General features: G+C 61.0%; 15 protein-coding genes. 11 read left to right on the plus strand and 4 right to left on the minus strand.

What is annotated here, in order from left to right:
• Positions 1-188: 188 nt before the first annotated feature.
• Positions 189-1,535, minus strand: a complete 1,347-nt coding sequence (locus tag KVG95_RS05935) for a cation:proton antiporter (protein WP_217854884.1) — start codon at positions 1,533-1,535, stop codon at positions 189-191.
• 55 nt (positions 1,536-1,590) lie between these two features.
• A complete protein-coding gene (locus KVG95_RS05940) occupies positions 1,591-2,202 on the minus strand; it encodes a Yip1 family protein (RefSeq protein WP_123722790.1) in 612 nt (203 codons plus the stop codon).
• A gap of 169 nt (positions 2,203-2,371) precedes the next feature.
• On the opposite strand from KVG95_RS05940, the gene KVG95_RS05945 reads away from it, so the two are divergent.
• Genes KVG95_RS05945 through KVG95_RS05955 form a run of 3 tightly spaced genes read left to right on the plus strand, consistent with a single transcriptional unit; the run spans position 2,372 to position 3,853 of the window.
• Entirely contained in the window at positions 2,372-2,884 is a 513-nt protein-coding gene (locus KVG95_RS05945) for a CinA family protein (protein WP_052963309.1), read from the plus strand.
• Complete coding sequence (locus tag KVG95_RS05950; RefSeq protein ID WP_217854885.1) at positions 2,881-3,399, plus strand: PDZ domain-containing protein; 519 nt, start codon at positions 2,881-2,883, stop codon at positions 3,397-3,399. The genes KVG95_RS05945 and KVG95_RS05950 overlap by 4 nt, the downstream gene beginning before the upstream one ends.
• A 7-nt stretch (positions 3,400-3,406) precedes the next feature.
• Positions 3,407-3,853, plus strand: coding sequence for a DUF421 domain-containing protein (locus tag KVG95_RS05955; protein ID WP_217854886.1), 447 nt, complete (start codon positions 3,407-3,409; stop codon positions 3,851-3,853).
• A 131-nt stretch (positions 3,854-3,984) separates the two neighbouring features.
• Here the strand turns inward: KVG95_RS05955 and KVG95_RS05960 are convergent, their stop codons facing one another.
• Positions 3,985-4,842, minus strand: coding sequence for an SDR family oxidoreductase (locus KVG95_RS05960; protein ID WP_217854887.1), 858 nt, complete (start codon positions 4,840-4,842; stop codon positions 3,985-3,987).
• Positions 4,843-5,037: 195 nt separating this feature from the next.
• On the opposite strand from KVG95_RS05960, the gene trbK reads away from it, so the two are divergent.
• A complete protein-coding gene (trbK, locus tag KVG95_RS05965; RefSeq protein WP_217854888.1) occupies positions 5,038-5,211 on the plus strand; it encodes an entry exclusion lipoprotein TrbK in 174 nt (57 codons plus the stop codon).
• 78 nt (positions 5,212-5,289) lie between these two features.
• Here trbK and KVG95_RS05970 read toward each other — a convergent pair whose 3' ends face one another.
• Positions 5,290-6,444 carry a MalY/PatB family protein gene (locus KVG95_RS05970; RefSeq protein WP_217854889.1) on the minus strand — a complete coding sequence of 385 codons (1,155 nt, stop codon included), beginning with the start codon at positions 6,442-6,444 and terminating at the stop codon, positions 5,290-5,292.
• Between the two features lie 133 nt (positions 6,445-6,577).
• On the opposite strand from KVG95_RS05970, the gene KVG95_RS05975 reads away from it, so the two are divergent.
• The 7 genes from KVG95_RS05975 to selB all read left to right on the plus strand — a co-directional run bounded on the left by KVG95_RS05975 (position 6,578) and on the right by selB (position 15,861).
• The gene (locus KVG95_RS05975) at positions 6,578-6,733 is read left to right on the plus strand and encodes a hypothetical protein (RefSeq protein WP_217854890.1); all 156 of its coding nucleotides are present in this window, start codon (positions 6,578-6,580) and stop codon (positions 6,731-6,733) included.
• Between the two features lie 93 nt (positions 6,734-6,826).
• Positions 6,827-9,892, plus strand: coding sequence for a formate dehydrogenase-N subunit alpha (gene fdnG / locus KVG95_RS05980; protein WP_217854891.1), 3,066 nt, complete (start codon positions 6,827-6,829; stop codon positions 9,890-9,892).
• Entirely contained in the window at positions 9,892-10,836 is a 945-nt protein-coding gene (gene fdxH / locus KVG95_RS05985; RefSeq protein WP_217854892.1) for a formate dehydrogenase subunit beta, read from the plus strand. The genes fdnG and fdxH overlap by 1 nt, the downstream gene beginning before the upstream one ends.
• Positions 10,833-11,486 carry a formate dehydrogenase subunit gamma gene (locus tag KVG95_RS05990; RefSeq protein ID WP_217854893.1) on the plus strand — a complete coding sequence of 218 codons (654 nt, stop codon included), beginning with the start codon at positions 10,833-10,835 and terminating at the stop codon, positions 11,484-11,486. The genes fdxH and KVG95_RS05990 overlap by 4 nt, the downstream gene beginning before the upstream one ends.
• A 4-nt stretch (positions 11,487-11,490) precedes the next feature.
• A complete protein-coding gene (gene fdhE / locus KVG95_RS05995) occupies positions 11,491-12,417 on the plus strand; it encodes a formate dehydrogenase accessory protein FdhE (RefSeq protein WP_217854894.1) in 927 nt (308 codons plus the stop codon).
• Between the two features lie 79 nt (positions 12,418-12,496).
• The gene (gene selA / locus KVG95_RS06000) at positions 12,497-13,945 is read left to right on the plus strand and encodes an L-seryl-tRNA(Sec) selenium transferase (RefSeq protein WP_217854895.1); all 1,449 of its coding nucleotides are present in this window, start codon (positions 12,497-12,499) and stop codon (positions 13,943-13,945) included.
• Positions 13,942-15,861, plus strand: coding sequence for a selenocysteine-specific translation elongation factor (gene selB, locus KVG95_RS06005; RefSeq protein WP_217854896.1), 1,920 nt, complete (start codon positions 13,942-13,944; stop codon positions 15,859-15,861). The genes selA and selB overlap by 4 nt, the downstream gene beginning before the upstream one ends.
• Positions 15,862-15,867 lie beyond the last annotated feature (6 nt).

Here is a 15,867-nt window from a genome sequence, read left to right on the forward strand (position 1 = left end):
GGGGCACACGCAAACGGTCTTGCTGCCGTTGTCGCTCACACTGCTGGAGCATTTCTCGTGCCTGTTTCAAGGTTTACCAAAAAACCATGAAAAACAGAGGGATGTGATCGAATAGAAACGACGTTTGTCGTGCAACCTGCATGAATATTTGTTGCTGTTCAATGCAGGTTGACCGAAGGAGGAAACCGTCAGGCGTCTTGCTTATTGCGCCGCTCATAACGGGCCAGCATCGGTTGAGTACTGATGCCATGCGCCAGAATGCTCAGCGCCACCACCGACAGCGTCAGGTCGGTGCACAGCGTCGCTGCCGCCGGACCGAGGTCGTGGTTCAAGGCGTAGAACAGGTAATAAAAGCTCCCGATCCCGCGAATCCCGAACCAGCCGATCAACAGGCGCTGACGGCTGTCCAGCAAGCGCCCCCACGGTATGAGCCATACGCACAAGGGGCGAATGGCACAGAACAACACCAGCGCAACCACCAACGCTCGCCAATCCCAGTGGCCCACCAGCACCACGCCCAGCAGGGTGACCAGAAACACTTCCATGGCGCGTTCCACCAAACTGCCGAATGCCAACATGTCGCCCATCATGATGCCCGCCGCGACCTGGGTTTCTGGCAAGTTCGTCACGTCGCCGTGGACGGCAGCCGCAGGTTCGACGTTCTGGTGGCCGACCACCGGTTGCACCAGATGCTCGGCGGGAATCCGCGCGTCGCCGGTGGATTTGACTTCGGCCTGCCGCAACCCGAGGCCGGCGGCGAATACCGATAAAAAGCCATAGGCATGGATCTCTTCGGCCGCGACATAAGCGAGGGCGATCAGCGCCAGGGTCAGGTAATCGTTGGGAGAAATGGTGCTGTCGGCATTGCGGATGCGCATCGACAAGGTCAAGCGACCGATGCCATGACCCATCCAGTAACCGATGAACAAACCGGCAGGCACGGCCCACAGCACACTTTTCAATGCCCACTCACCGAGCCAGGCGTCGCTATTGCCGCTCTGTTGCACAACCAGCAAGCCGAGGATGACGAAGGGGAAGGCGATGCCGTCGTTGAGGCCCGCCTCACCGGAGAGTGCGAAACGCACCGAATCGTAATCCCTGGCATCGTTGACTTGCACCAGCGAGGCCAGTACCGGATCGGTGGGGGCCAGAATCGCCCCGATCAGCAGCGACGGCCCCCAGGCCAGGGCAAAACCGTAATGCAGCAACAGGCTGACGCCAATGATGGTCAAGATCATCACCGGTCCCGCCAGACCGAACGCCACCCGCCATCGAAGATCCTTCAGCGGCAGGCGTAATTTGAGCCCACAGACAAATAGCGAAAAGAGCACCGCGACCTCAGTCAGGTGCTCCATCCAGACCGCCGCGTCCTTGATGTCCAGCTTCAGCAAGCCCAGGCCCGCCGGACCGATCGCCACGCCCAGCGCCAGGCACACCGCGGAGGTGGTCACCGGCATCCAGCGCAGATAGGACGAGGTCAGTGCCAGAGTCAACAGCACCGTACCCAATACCGCCACCCATACAATGAAGCTCATGCCCGGTTCTCGGAGGTAGGCCGCCGACCGCCGGCGGATGGCGGAATCAGGATAATCACACGCCGGTCACACGCACGTACTCAGGCCCCAGATAGTTGAACCAGAGCAGAATCATCTCCACCAGGATAGTCACCAGCACCAATAGTCCGACGCCCCATACGCTCGCCGCATTCAGCAGGCCTTCCTCCTTGCGCTCGTGCATGAAGATCGGCAAACCGACGAACAGCAGAAACGTTGAATAGAGGGAGGCGGCCCCCAGCACGGTGATCGCCAGCCAGCGGCTCGGGTAGAGCCCGGCGATACCTGCGAGGAAGAACGGGGTGACGGTGTAGGCGGCAAAACCGATGCACTGATTGACGTTGGGGCGTGAGTCAAAGGTGCGCGACATCCAGCGGATGAACAGCCCCATCAGCACCACGCCGACAATGATGCTCAGGTACAGCAGCCCGCAGAGTTGCAGGGCGCTGGAGGCACTGAGTTTGACCGTTTCGTTCTCGGCCAGGCTCCAGCCGACGTAGGTAGTCCCGATAAACAGGCACACGGCGGGGATCAGGGCGAGCAACAGCAAATGAGCGAGGTAATGGCGCGGATGCGCTTCCTCTTCCTTACGAATATCTGTCCAGACGAAATTGGGCTGAGTGAACAGCCTGACGAAAGGTGCGGACATGACGACCTCCAAATAACGAGCGGCCCGGCATAGGGGCCCCTAGAAGTATTGAGGTGCATCCATCGCCGGGGGTTCATTTTTTATCGGGGGGTATGGGCGGTCTGCCCGAGGGAATGTTTGCAAGCGTCGAAGGTCAACCGAGCAGTTCCTCTTGCCTGGATGCCTGATCATGAACGTCAGCCAAACCGTCGTTGAATATTTGCGCCAACACGACCTGCGACTGACGACTGCCGAGTCCTGTACCGCCGGAAAGATCGTGACTTTGCTGGCCGAAGTGCCGGGCAGCGGGGACCTGATCGAGAGCGGTTACGTGGTCTATTCTTCCGAAGCGAAGCAACGGTTACTTAATGTCAGCCCCCATACGATCGAAACCTTCAACCTGACCAGTTGCGAAGTGGCTCGCGAAATGGCCTTGGGCGCCTTGCTCGACAGCACCGCCAACGTCGCCGTGGCCACCACCGGTATCTTGGGGCCGGAGGATGTCGACGGGATTCCGGCCGGCACCATCTGTTTCGCCTGGGCCTACCAGACTGAGCAAGGGAAATGTGTATTCACCCAACAGCATCGTTTTTTCGGGTCCCGCAGCAAGGTCCAGTTACTGGCCGCAGAACATGCCTTGAAGCGGATCTCGTTTTTTCATAAACGTGCCCTAGCCGGAGAACAAGATCAGGTGAATCAATGAACGACGAATCCCACCGCACCGAATACCACAGCCGCGATTATCCGGTGAGTGAAGACATGGCCTATCAGGTCAGGGTCTGGCGATTCGAGCGCTGGGGCTGGTACGTGATGGTGCTGCTGGTGGTGCTGGCATTACTCGGCTTGTTTTCCCGTGGCCCGCTCAGCTCCCGGGACGTTCACGGCAGCGATGGCAAGGTACGGGTGGAGTACGAGATGTTCCACCGTCATGGCTCGACCAATCCGATGAAGGTCAGTGTGATCGGCCGGCCGGATGCCACGGTTGAGCTGGAACTGACCGGAAAACTGCTGGAGGGTTTCGAAATCGAAACTCTGCAACCAGAACCTGTGCGTGCACTCAGTGGCGAGCAGGGTATGAAACTGTGGGTACAAACGGACGCGCAAGGCCAGGCCAGTCTTTACCTGACTTTGCGTGGCGAGGGGCTGGGCCTGTTTCGCAGCCATATCGCCTCGCCCGGGGCGGCCTCGGTCAAGGTGGATCAATTCATTTTCCCTTAGGTGACTTATGGATTCGGTATTGCGCGCGGCCGTGATGTACCTGGCGTTGATGGTGCTGTTCAAGATTGCCGGTCGGCGCTCGCTGGCCGAACTGACGACATTTGATTTCGTGTTGCTGATGATCATCGGCGAGGCGACCCAACAAGCCCTGTTGGGCAATGACTTTTCCCTGACCAACTCGATGCTGGTGATCGTCACGCTGATTACCATTGATGTCGGGCTTTCACTGCTCAAACAACGCTCGCAATGGGTACAGCGGCTGATTGATGGCGGGCCGACGATCATCGTCGAAAACGGCAAGATCCTGCACAAACGCCTGCGCCATGCGCGACTGGTCGAAGCAGATATCATGGAGGCTGCGCGTTCGAGCCAAGGCATTGAAACCCTTGAGCAGATCAAATTCGCCATCATCGAGCGCAACGGCAAAATTTCGGTGATTGCTCAAGAGCCCTGATTCACCGCGATCCCCGTAGGAGCTGCCGAAGGCTGCGATCTTTTTGGTCTTGCTTTCGCTGACATCAAAGTCAAACGATCGCAGCCTTCGGCAGCTCCTACAGGGGCCGAACGCTGGCCATGCCAGTTGCGTCAAAGCATCGGCTTGCCGCCCGTGACGCCATACCGTTGCCCGGTGATGTAACTGGCTTCATCCGAGGCCAGCAGTACATAGATCGGCGCGACTTCCACCGGTTGACCGGGACGGCCGAGCGGGGTTTGCGATCCGAAGTTTTGCACGTCTTCCTCGGGCATGGTCGAGACGATCAGCGGCGTCCAGATCGGCCCCGGTGCCACGCTGTTTACCCGAATGTTTTTCGGGCCGAGCATCTGCGCCAGGCCGGCGGTGAAGTTGGCAATCGCGCCTTTAGTGGTCGCGTAGGCCAGCAATGTCGGCTTGGGCATGTCGGAGTTGATCGAGCTGGTGTTGATGATCGAACTGCCTGGCTTCATGTGCTTCAGCGCGGCCTGACAGAGCCTGAACATGGCCGTGACGTTCACATCGAAGGTCATCACCCATTCTTCGTCCGGGATGTCCTCGATGTTTTCGTGGGTCATCTGGAAGGCGGCGTTGTTGACCAGAATGTCGATCCGGCCAAAGCGCTCGACCGTTTTGTCCACCAGCGCCTGGCAGTGCTCTTTCTGCGCCACATCGCCGGGCAGAAGCAGGCATTGACGACCGGCCTGTTCGACCCAGCGTGCGGTTTCCTGCGCATCTTCAGTTTCATTCAAGTAGGCAACCACCACATCCGCGCCTTCCCGGGCGAATGCAATCGCCACCGCACGGCCGATGCCGCTGTCACCCCCAGTGATCAGGGCAATCTTGCCCTCCAGCCGACCCGAGCCTTTGTAGCTCTGCTCGCCACAATCCGGGTAAGGGTCCATTTTCGTTTGAACCCCGGGGACTGGCTGGCTTTGTTTGGGGAAGGGTGGTTTTGGATAGTCAGTCATCGGGAAATCTCCTCTGTTCAAGGCAAAAGACTCAAACGCCACAAGCGCTCGTTGAGGGTTGACCCCGGTCTTTTGCCTTGAGTTCGGTTGGACTTCCGACGGGTTTAGCGCAAGGGGAGAGCTCACTGTTTCTGCATACACTCAACTCATGAGTTAGGTTCAATGCGATGCAAGAAACTCGATGAGGAGTTGCTCATGAACACCCAATCGCTCGTTGCACTGGCACTCTCGTTGGCATGTCTCGCTGGCTGCGAAAACAAATACGAAGTGAATGAGAAAAATTGCGAGCCGAAAAACTTCATGAAGCTACCGGACGATCAGAAGCGGCAAGATTTCATCAAAGCCTGCATGGAGCGCATAACGCCTTGAACGGGATTCGATACTGCGCATATCGCCCATAAAAAACCCGATGCACGGGCATCGGGTTTTCGGTGTCAACCTGGGGCGTCAGGCCTGGTGGTTACGCAAACTACGCTCCATCCGCGCGATCCCTTCCTCCAGCAGCGCCCGCGGGCAGCCGAAGTTCAAGCGCACGAACTGCTGGGCGTTATCGCCAAAATCCAGCCCTGCGCTCAGCCCGACCTTGGCCTGCTCGAGGAAGAATTGCTGCGGGTTATCCAGCCCCAGCGCCGTGCAGTCGAACCACGCCAGGTAAGTGCCCTGAGGGATGTTCATGGTCACACCCGGCAACCGCGTACGAACCGCGTCCACCAGATAATCCCGATTGCTTTGCAGATAGGCCATGAGCTCGGTCAGCCACGGGCCGCCTTCGCGGTAGGCGACGCGGGTGGCTTCCAGGCCCAGCGGGTTGACGCTGTCGACCATGCCGCAGCGGGCGTTGTTGACCCGATGGCGCAGTGTCGCGTCCTGGATGATCATGAACGCCGTCTTCAAACCGGCAATGTTGTAGGCCTTGCTCGCCGACATCAGGGTGATGGTGCGCTTGGCGATTTCTGGGCTGAGCGAGGCGGTCGGAATGTGTATGCGCCCGTCGAAGCACAGCTCGGAATGGATCTCGTCGGAGATGATCCAGGCGTCCTGCTCCAGGCAAATGTCGGCGACCGCTTGCAGTTCCTCACGCGGGAAGACCTTGCCCAGCGGGTTATGCGGGTTGCTCAGCAGCAGCGCGCCGCCCCCTTGCAGCGCCTCGCGCAAGGTATCGAGCGGCGTGGCATACGTACCATCGGCCAACGCGTCGAAGTCCAGCTCGACCTTGTTCAACTGCCAGTGGCCCGGCGCATGGCGCAGCGGCGGGTAGTTTGGCGTTTGCACGACCACGTTCTGCTGCGGCTGAACCAGCGCATGCAGGGCCATGTTGAAACCCGACTCGATACCCGGCAGGAATATCAGCTCTTGAGGTTGCACACGCCAAGCGTACTTGTTCCAAAGGTCGGCGACGATGGCGTCACGCAAGTCATCCTGAGCCACGCTGTAACCGAGCATCGGGTGTTCCAGGCGTTTTTGCAGCGCCTGAATGATCGCTGGCGGCGCGGCAAAGTCCATGTCGGCGACCCACATCGGCAACACATCGGCCGGGTAGCGGCTCCATTTGGTACTGCCGGTGCCATGGCGGTCGAACACCTGATCAAAATCGAAAGTCATGCTCAGTCTCATAAAAGGCAGGGGGTTAATCCGGCGGCCATGATAAGCGCCAACCTTGATCGCTGGCGAATTGCGCAACAGAGCATGACCGGCAAGCCGCCGACGGTCGGTTTTCAGACGGCGGACGGCAACATTGTCTAAAGTTCTAAGTGGCGGTAGTTCCGTTGCCGTCACCGTGATCGTCCAGAAAAACCCGGCCAACGTACAACGCCAGGCAGTTAAGCAAAACCCTTGTGGGAGCGGGCTTGCTCGCGAAGAGGGCGGCACCGTCAACATTGATGTCGCCTGACACACCGCTTTCGCGAGCAAGCCCGCTCCCACAGGTTCCGTGTCTTGACTGACTGGCCAACGCACCGGGTTTCCACCTGATCAGGAGTGCACGATGGACCTCAACCGTCGTCAGTTCTTCAAGGTCGCTGGTCTCGGCCTTGCGGGCTCAAGCCTCGGCGCGCTGGGCATGGCCCCGACGCCAGCTTTCGCCGAACAAGTGCGTCATTTCAAGCTCGCCCATACCCATGAAACCCGCAACACCTGCCCGTACTGCTCGGTCGGTTGCGGCTTGATCATGTACAGCCAGGGCGACAACGCGAAGAATGTCGCCCAGAGCATCATCCACATCGAAGGCGATGCCGACCACCCCGTCAATCGCGGCACCCTCTGCCCTAAAGGCGCAGGCCTGCTCGATTTCATTCACAGCCCCAGCCGTCTCCAGTACCCGCAGGTGCGCAAGCCCGGCACCACGGAGTGGACGCGAATCTCCTGGGATGAAGCGCTGGATCGCATCGCCGACCTGATGAAGGCCGACCGCGACGCCAATTTCATCGAGAAGAACGCCCAGGGGCAAACGGTGAACCGCTGGCTGACTACCGGTTTCCTTGCGGCGTCGGCATCGTCCAACGAAGCGGGGTACATCACCCACAAGGTGATTCGCAGTCTCGGCATGCTGGGGTTTGATAACCAGGCACGTGTCTGACATGGCCCGACGGTGGCAAGTCTTGCCCCGACGTATGGCCGTGGTGCCATGACCAACCACTGGACCGATATCGCCAACGCGAATCTGGTTCTGGTGATGGGTGGCAACGCCGCGGAAGCGCACCCTTGCGGTTTCAAATGGGTGACCGAAGCCAAAGCCCACAACAAGGCGCGGCTGATTGTGGTCGACCCGCGTTTTACCCGTACGGCCTCGGTGGCGGACTATTACGCGCCGATCCGCACCGGCACCGACATTGCCTTCATGGGCGGGCTGATCAATTACCTGCTGACCGAAGACAAGATCCAGCACGAATACGTACGCGCCTATACGGACGTGTCGTTCATCGTCAAGGCCAACTACGGCTTTGAGGACGGGTTGTTCAGCGGTTACGACGCGAGCAAACGCATCTACACCGACAAGTCCGGCTGGGGCTACGAAATCGGCGAGGACGGTTTCGCCAAAGTCGACCCGACCTTGCAAGACCCACGCTGCGTCTATCAATTAATGAAGCAGCATTACAGCCGCTACACCCTGGAGCTGGCCAGTCAGGTCTGCGGCATGCCCGTGGACGCGATGCAGAAAATCTGGGAAGAAATCGCCACCTGCTCGCAACCGGGCAAAACCATGACTATTCTTTACGCGCTGGGCTGGACCCAGCACTCGACCGGCTCGCAGATGATCCGCAGCGCGGCCATGGTGCAACTGCTGCTGGGCAACGTCGGCATGCCGGGCGGGGGCGTCAACGCTCTGCGCGGGCACTCCAACATCCAGGGCCTGACCGATCTGGGCTTGCTGTCCAATCTGCTGCCCGGTTACCTGACCCTGCCGGCCGAGGCCGAACAGGATTACAACGCTTATATCGCCAAGCGCGCACTCAAGCCGCTGCGTCCCGGGCAAATGTCTTACTGGCAGAACTACGGCAAGTTTCACGTCAGCCTGATGAAAGCCTGGTACGGCGCCAATGCCACCGCAGAGAACAACTGGGGCTACGACTGGCTGCCCAAGCTGGACATTCCTGGCTACGACATCCTGAAAATGTTCGACATGATGGGCAAGGGGCAGGTCAATGGCTACATGTGCCAGGGCTTCAATCCGATCGCCGCCTTGCCGGACAAGAACCGGGTGATGAAGGCGCTGGCCAAACTCAAATGGCTGGTGGTGATGGACCCACTGGCCACCGAAACCTCGGAGTTCTGGCGCAACGTCGGGCCATACAACGATGTGCAAACGGCCGAGATCCAGACCGAAGTCATCCGTCTGCCCACCACCTGTTTCGCCGAAGAAAACGGGTCGCTGGTCAACAGCGGTCGCTGGCTGCAATGGCACTGGAAGGGCGCCGATGGCCCGGGGCAGGCGCACACGGATGTGAAGATCATGGCCGAGTTGTTCTTGCGCCTGCGCAAGCGCTATCAGGCCAATGGCGGTGCCTGGGCCGAGCCGATCCTCAAGCTCGACTGGCCCTACAAAGTGTCGGATGACCCGACGCCAGAAGAGCTGGCCCGGGAATTCAACGGCTACGCCGTATCCGATGTCACCGACGCTTCGGGCGCGGTGATCAAGACCGGTCAGCAGCTGTCCGGCTTCGGCCAGCTCAAGGACGATGGCAGCACGGCGTCCGGGTGCTGGATTTTCTGCGGCAGCTGGACCGAGCAGGGCAACCTGATGGCCCGGCGTGACAACAGCGATCCTTTCGGCATGAAGCAGAACCTGGGCTGGGCCTGGGCCTGGCCGATGAACCGACGGATTCTCTACAACCGCGCCTCTTGCGACCTTCAAGGCAAACCGTGGGACCCGAACAAGAAGCTGGTGTGGTGGAACGGCAAGGTCTGGACCGGCACAGACGTGCCTGACTACAAGGCCGATGTGCCGCCGGAAGCCGGGATGAACCCGTTCATCATGAACCCCGAAGGCGTGGCGCGTTTCTTCGCCCTCGACAAGATGAACGAAGGGCCGTTCCCGGAACACTATGAGCCGTTCGAGACACCCATCGGCATCAACCCGATGCACCCCAACAACAAGCAGGCGACCAGCAATCCGGCCGGACGGATCTTCGATTCAGTCTGGGACACCCTCGGGCAGGCCAAGGACTTCCCTTATGCGGCGACCAGTTACCGGCTGACCGAACACTTCCATTTCTGGTCCAAGCATTGCCCGATCAACGCTATTACCCAGCCCGAACAGTTTGTCGAAATCGGTGAAGTCCTGGCCAAGGAGAAGGGCATTGCTGCCGGTGACCGGGTGCGGGTCAGTTCCAAGCGCGGGCATATCGAAGCGGTGGCGGTGGTGACCAAGCGGATTCGTCCGCTGCAGGTCAACAATCAAGTGGTGCACCAGATCGGTATCCCGTTGCACTGGGGTTTCACCGGCGCCACCCGTCACGGTTACCTGACCAACACCCTGGTGCCGTTCCTCGGCGATGGCAACACACAGACCCCGGAATCCAAGTCATTCCTGGTCAACGTGGAGAAAGTCTAATGGCCAGCCAAGACATCATCGCCCGTTCGGCCACCACCACCGTGCCGCCCTCGGTGCGCACGCAAGAGGAAGTGGCCAAGCTGATCGACACCACCAAGTGCATCGGCTGCAAGGCCTGCCAAGTCGCCTGCTCGGAATGGAACGAGCTGCGCGACGATGTTGGTCACAACCTCGGCACTTACGACAACCCTCAAGACCTCAGCGCAGATACCTGGACCTTGATGCGCTTCACCGAGCATGAAACCGACGCCGGCAACCTCGAATGGCTGATCCGCAAGGACGGCTGCATGCACTGCGCCGAGCCCGGCTGCCTGGCGGCGTGCCCGAGCCCCGGCGCGATCATCAAGCACGCCAACGGCATCGTCGATTTCGATCAGGACCATTGCATCGGCTGCGGGTATTGCATCACCGGGTGCCCGTTCAACATTCCGCGCATCTCGCAAAAGGACCACAAGGCTTACAAATGCACGCTGTGCTCGGACCGGGTGGCGGTGGGGCTGGAGCCGGCCTGCGTGAAAACCTGCCCGACCGGCGCCATCGTTTTCGGCAGCAAGGAAGACATGAAAGAACACGCTGCCGAACGTATCGTCGACCTCAAGAGTCGCGGTTTCGAAAACGCCGGTTTGTATGACCCCGCAGGCGTCGGCGGCACCCACGTCATGTATGTGCTGCACCATGCCGACACGCCCAGGTTGTATGCCGGGTTGCCGGATCACCCGGCGATCAGTCCGCTGGTGGACCTGTGGAAAGGCCTGAGCAAACCCCTGGCGTTGTTGGCCATGGGCGCGGCGGTGCTGGCCGGATTCTTCCATTACGTGCGCGTTGGGCCGCAGTTGGTTGAGGAAGACGAACACCCAGTTACCGTCGACCCTGCGGTGCATGAGTTCGATCCATCGGTGCACACCTTTGATCCGACGAAACCCGGCGGGGAGGACAGGCCATGAACGACAAAACGATCCTGCGCTACACCTCCAACCAGCGCACCAATCACTGGCTGGTGGCGCTTCTGTTTCTCATGGCCGCGCTGTCGGGGCTGGCCTTGTTCCATCCGGGGTTGTTCTGGCTCAGCAACCTGTTTGGCGGCGGTTCGTGGACGCGTATTCTGCATCCGTACATGGGCGTGGCGATGTTTGTGCTGTTCCTCGGCCTGGTGTTCAGTTTCTGGCGGGCGAATTACTTCAGCGCCAACGACCGGTTGTGGCTCAGGCGCGTCGGGACTGTCATGCGCAACGATGAGGAGGGCGTGCCGCCGATCGGCAAATACAACCCGGCGCAGAAACTACTGTTCTGGGTGTTGCTGATCTGCATGCTGGTGCTGTTGTTCAGCGGGCTGGTGATCTGGCGTGCCTGGTTCAGCGCGTACTTCGGCATCACCGGTATTCGCTGGGCGATGCTGCTGCATGCGCTGGCGGGGTTCATCCTGGTGCTGAGCATCATCGTTCACGTCTATGCCGGTATCTGGATTCGCGGCTCGGTCCACGCCATGGTGCGTGGCAGGGTCAGCCGCGCCTGGGCGAAAAAACACCATGAACTCTGGTACCGGGAAGTGACCCAAGACGAGACGCCTGAGCGACCGATCACCAAAAAAGGATGACCCCTTGGCCACGATCCTCGAGCCTGGGCAGATAGAAGCGGCGGCGAGTTCACCGCCGTTTCTGTACCTGCCACCGAACAACCTGTTCACCTTGCGCGCGCTGCGTCTGGAACACCTGGCCGACGGGCATCCCATGGCGGACTACCTGCGTTTGATCGCGGGGCTGTGCCACGTTCAGCAGAACCTGATGGACGATCCGCCCGTGGCCGCCATGCCCGATCCCGAACGTCTTCGGGTGTGCGTAGAACATGGCTTGCCACCGTTCGCCGCCGACAGTCTGGTGCGCGAAAATGTTTGGCTACCGTATCTCGAAGCCTTGCTGCAACGCTATCAGCCACCGCCACAAACGGCGATAGAAAACGCCGTGGCGACTTTGCGCAGCGCCAACCCGGGGCTGCTCAAAGCGTGGGCAATTGCCTTGGTCAGCGGCCAGTATTCAATGCTGCCGGCAGAGCTGGTGCCGTTCCTCGGTGCAGCGCTGCAAGCGGCCTGGAGCCATTGGCTGCTGAGTTCACCCAACCTTGAACTCAAGCGCGGCGACAGTCTTAGTCAATGCCCGGCCTGCGGTTCGCCGGCGATGGCCGGGGTGATTCGTCATCGCGGCAAATACAACGGGTTGCGTTATCTGGTGTGCTCGTTGTGTGCCTGCGAATGGCATGCGGTGCGGGTCAAGTGCGTGTATTGCGAACAGAGCAAGGGGCTGCAATACGTCAGTTTCGAGGATGACCGTCATGCCGCCAATCAGGCGCCGTTGCGGGCGGAAGTCTGCCCCGGCTGCAACAGCTACCTGAAGCTGATCTACCTGGAAAACGACGCCGAAGCCGAAGCACTCTCGGCGGACCTGTCCAGCCTGATGCTGGACATGCGCCTGGAGCAGGAAGGCTACCAGCGCCCATCGCCGAATCTGATGCTGGCACCGGGAGGCGACTGAGCTTGTCTCCCTAAGCCGATCCCTATGAGCCCAGCGGCTACACTCAGACGCGACGATCAATCGCTTCCGGGAGCCTCTGATGCCCGCACCCTCCGCCAGCCAAACCTTGCGGCTGCCCTCCATCGACAGCTTGCTGCGCCATCCTGCCTGCCAGGCGCTGGCCGAGCGTTATGGGCGTGACGCGCTGCTGGCCGGCCTGCGGCAACTGCTCGACGACTTGCGCGAGCCGGTGCTCAAGGGTGAACTCGATGCCGTCGAAATCGCCCCCGACGTATTGGCGGGCAGGGCAGGCGAGCGTCTGGCGATCCAGCATCGCAGCCAGGTCCGCCGGGTGTTCAACCTTACCGGCACGGTGCTGCACACCAACCTCGGGCGCGCGTTGTTGCCGGAGTCGGCTATCGAAGCCGTTCAACTCGCCGCCCGCTATCCGCTCAATCTGGAATTTGACCTGCACAGCGGCAAGCGCGGCGATCGGGATGATTTGATCGAAGGCCTGATCCGCGAGCTGACCGGTGCCGAAGCGGTGACCGTGGTCAACAACAACGCCGCCGCTGTGTTGCTGACGCTTAACAGCCTGGGCGCGCGCAAGGAAGGCATCATTTCCCGTGGTGAGCTGATCGAAATCGGCGGTGCCTTTCGCATTCCCGACATCATGGCCCGCGCCGGGGTGCGGCTGCACGAAGTGGGCACCACCAACCGCACCCATGCCCGCGATTACGAGGCTGCGATTGGTCCGCGCAGTGGCCTGGTGATGCGCGTACACGCGAGCAATTACTCCATTGAAGGTTTCACCGCCCGGGTGCCGACGGCTGAACTGGCGGAGTTGGCACACCGTCACGGACTGCCGCTGCTGGAAGACCTGGGCAGCGGCAGCCTGCTGGACCTGACTCGCTGGGGTTTGCCCGCCGAACCGACGGTGCGTCAGGCGCTGCTTGATGGCGCGGACATCGTTACTTTCAGCGGCGACAAACTGCTCGGCGGTCCCCAGGCCGGGCTGATAGTCGGCCGCAAAGACCTGATCGCGAAGATCAAGAAGAACCCGCTCAAGCGTGCGCTGCGGGTCGACAAACTGACCCTGGCTGCCCTCGAAGCCGTATTGGCGCTGTACCGCGATCCTGATCGATTGGCCGAACGCCTGCCGAGTCTGCGCCTGCTGACCCGGCCCCAGGCCGACATCTTCGCCGAGGCCGAACGCCTGCAACCGTCACTGGCGCAGGTGTTGGGCAATGGCTGGAGCGTCAGCGCGGTACCGGCGCTGGGCATGATCGGCAGCGGCAGCCAACCGGTGGCTCGCTTACCTAGTGCTGCGTTATGCCTGCGGCCCAACGTAACCAAACGTCTGCGCGGGCGGCGATTGATGGGGCTGGAAACCGCGTTTCGTCGGTTGCCGATTCCCGTGCTCGGGCGCATCGATGACGATGCGCTTTGGCTGGACCTGCGCCAACTGGACGACGAAGCCGCGTGGTTGGCGCAACTCGATCAGCTGGCGCAATTCGATCAACTGCAGGAGGAGGGCGCGGACGGGTGATTGTCGGCACGGCGGGGCATATCGATCACGGCAAGACCTCCTTGCTCCAGGCATTGACCGGCCAGGCCGGCGACCGTCGCCGGGAAGAACGCGAACGCGGCATGACCATCGACCTCGGCTACATCTACACGGCGCTGGAACCGGGCGCCGCCCTGACCGGTTTTATCGACGTTCCCGGTCATGAGCGCTTCACCCACAACATGCTGGCCGGGGCTCAGGGCATTGATCTGGTGTTGTTGGTGGTGGCGGCCGATGACGGCGTCATGCCGCAGACCCGCGAACATCTGGCGATTGTCGAGTTGCTGGGCATCCCTCGGGCACTGATTGCAATCACCAAATGCGACCGCGTCGACCCTGCTCGTGTGCAAGCCGTCCGGGAACAGATCGAAGCATTGCTCGCACCCGGACCTTATGCCAACGCGCCGCAAATCGCGCTGTCGAGCGTGACCGGCGAAGGCGTCGAGACACTGCGTCAGGCCTTGCTGGATGCGCAACATGAGGTGCTTCAACGCAGCGCCAGCGGCGGTTTTCGCCTGGCGATTGATCGGGCTTTCAGTGTGGCCGGTGCCGGGATCGTGGTGACCGGCACCGCGTTGTCTGGCCAAGTGGCCGTGGGCGATACGCTGATGTTGAGTCCGCTGGGCAAACCGGTGCGGGTGCGAGGCCTGCACGCGCAGAACCAGGCGGCTGACAGCGCAACGGCCGGGCAGCGAGTCGCGCTGAACCTGAGTGCCGACCGTTTGGCCCTGGAGCAGATTCACCGGGGCCACTGGTTGTTGGCCGAATGGCTGCATGCGCCGACCCAGTGTCTGGATATCGAGATGACCTTGTTGGTCAGCGAGGCGCGAAGCTTCGAGCACTTTCAGCCCGTGCACGTGCATCTGGGTACTCAGGACGTGACCGGGCGAGTGGCGTTGCTGGGGGGCGCCAGCCTGGCACCGGGTAAGCAGATGTTCGCGCAACTGCTGGTGAACGCGCCGGTGCTGGCGGTGAAGGGCGATCGTTTGATCCTGCGCGACCAAAGCGCCCGACGCACCCTCGGCGGTGGCCGGGTGCTTGACCCGTTCGCCCCGGCCCGACACCGTCGCAGTCTCGAACGATTGGCGCAGCTACAAGCGCTGGCCACCACGAACAGCCTGGAAGAAGCATTGCCGGCGCTGCTGGCCAACAGCGACACCGGGCTCGATCCGCAACGTCTGGAGCGTCAGTTCAATCGCCCGCGCGAAACTTGGGAGCTGCCCGACGACGTGCGCTTGATCGATACGCGGCAGGGGCCGTTGCTCTTCAGCGCTGCTCGCTGGGAAGCCCTGAAAGCGCCACTGCTGGAACACCTCGCACGCTTTCATCAACTCGAACCGGATCAAATGGGACCGGACAGGGATCGCCTGCGTCGCTTCGCCGGCACCGCGCTGGACCGGCCGACCTTTATCAGCCTGCTCGACGAATTACTGGTCAGCGGTGCGATCGTCGCCAGTGGCCCATGGCTGCATTTGCCCGATCACCAAGTGCGGTTGAGCGAGGATGACGAAACCCTGTGGCAACAGTTACAGCCGTTGTTCGAACAGGCGGGTTTCGATCCGCCGTGGGTGCGTGATCTGGCTAAATCGACGGGCCATGAAGAGGCCGCCGTGCGCCTGCTGCTGCGCAAGATGGCGCGGCTGGGGCTTGTGCATCAAGTGGTTCGTGACTTGTTTTATACCGAGACACTGGTGCGCCGATTGGCGGCTATGCTGGTGCAACTGGCCAGCGATGACCCGGTGATCCAGGTCGCCGCGTTTCGCGATGCCGTGGGCCTGGGGCGCAAACGCAGCATTCAGATTCTTGAGTACTTCGACCGAATCGGCCTGACCCGGCGCTTTGGCGACCGGCGCCATATCCGGCTCGACAATGCATTGGCTCAACCAGCAACAGACTGAGTTCAA

The organism is Pseudomonas farris (assembly GCF_019145235.1).
Lineage (GTDB): Bacteria > Pseudomonadota > Gammaproteobacteria > Pseudomonadales > Pseudomonadaceae > Aquipseudomonas > Aquipseudomonas farris.

Excerpts from the sequence above, each read along its gene's own strand:
- KVG95_RS05935 (WP_217854884.1), bottom strand. The coding sequence starts at position 1,535 with ATGAGCTTCATTGTATGGGTGGCGGTATTGGGTACGGTGCTGTTGACT.
- KVG95_RS05940 (WP_123722790.1), bottom strand. The coding sequence starts at position 2,202 with ATGTCCGCACCTTTCGTCAGGCTGTTCACTCAGCCCAATTTCGTCTGG.
- KVG95_RS05945 (WP_052963309.1), top strand. The coding sequence starts at position 2,372 with ATGAACGTCAGCCAAACCGTCGTTGAATATTTGCGCCAACACGACCTG.
- KVG95_RS05950 (WP_217854885.1), top strand. The coding sequence starts at position 2,881 with ATGAACGACGAATCCCACCGCACCGAATACCACAGCCGCGATTATCCG.
- KVG95_RS05955 (WP_217854886.1), top strand. The coding sequence starts at position 3,407 with ATGGATTCGGTATTGCGCGCGGCCGTGATGTACCTGGCGTTGATGGTG.
- KVG95_RS05960 (WP_217854887.1), bottom strand. The coding sequence starts at position 4,842 with ATGACTGACTATCCAAAACCACCCTTCCCCAAACAAAGCCAGCCAGTC.
- trbK (WP_217854888.1), top strand. The coding sequence starts at position 5,038 with ATGAACACCCAATCGCTCGTTGCACTGGCACTCTCGTTGGCATGTCTC.
- KVG95_RS05970 (WP_217854889.1), bottom strand. The coding sequence starts at position 6,444 with ATGACTTTCGATTTTGATCAGGTGTTCGACCGCCATGGCACCGGCAGT.
- fdxH (WP_217854892.1), top strand. The coding sequence starts at position 9,892 with ATGGCCAGCCAAGACATCATCGCCCGTTCGGCCACCACCACCGTGCCG.
- KVG95_RS05990 (WP_217854893.1), top strand. The coding sequence starts at position 10,833 with ATGAACGACAAAACGATCCTGCGCTACACCTCCAACCAGCGCACCAAT.
- selA (WP_217854895.1), top strand. The coding sequence starts at position 12,497 with ATGCCCGCACCCTCCGCCAGCCAAACCTTGCGGCTGCCCTCCATCGAC.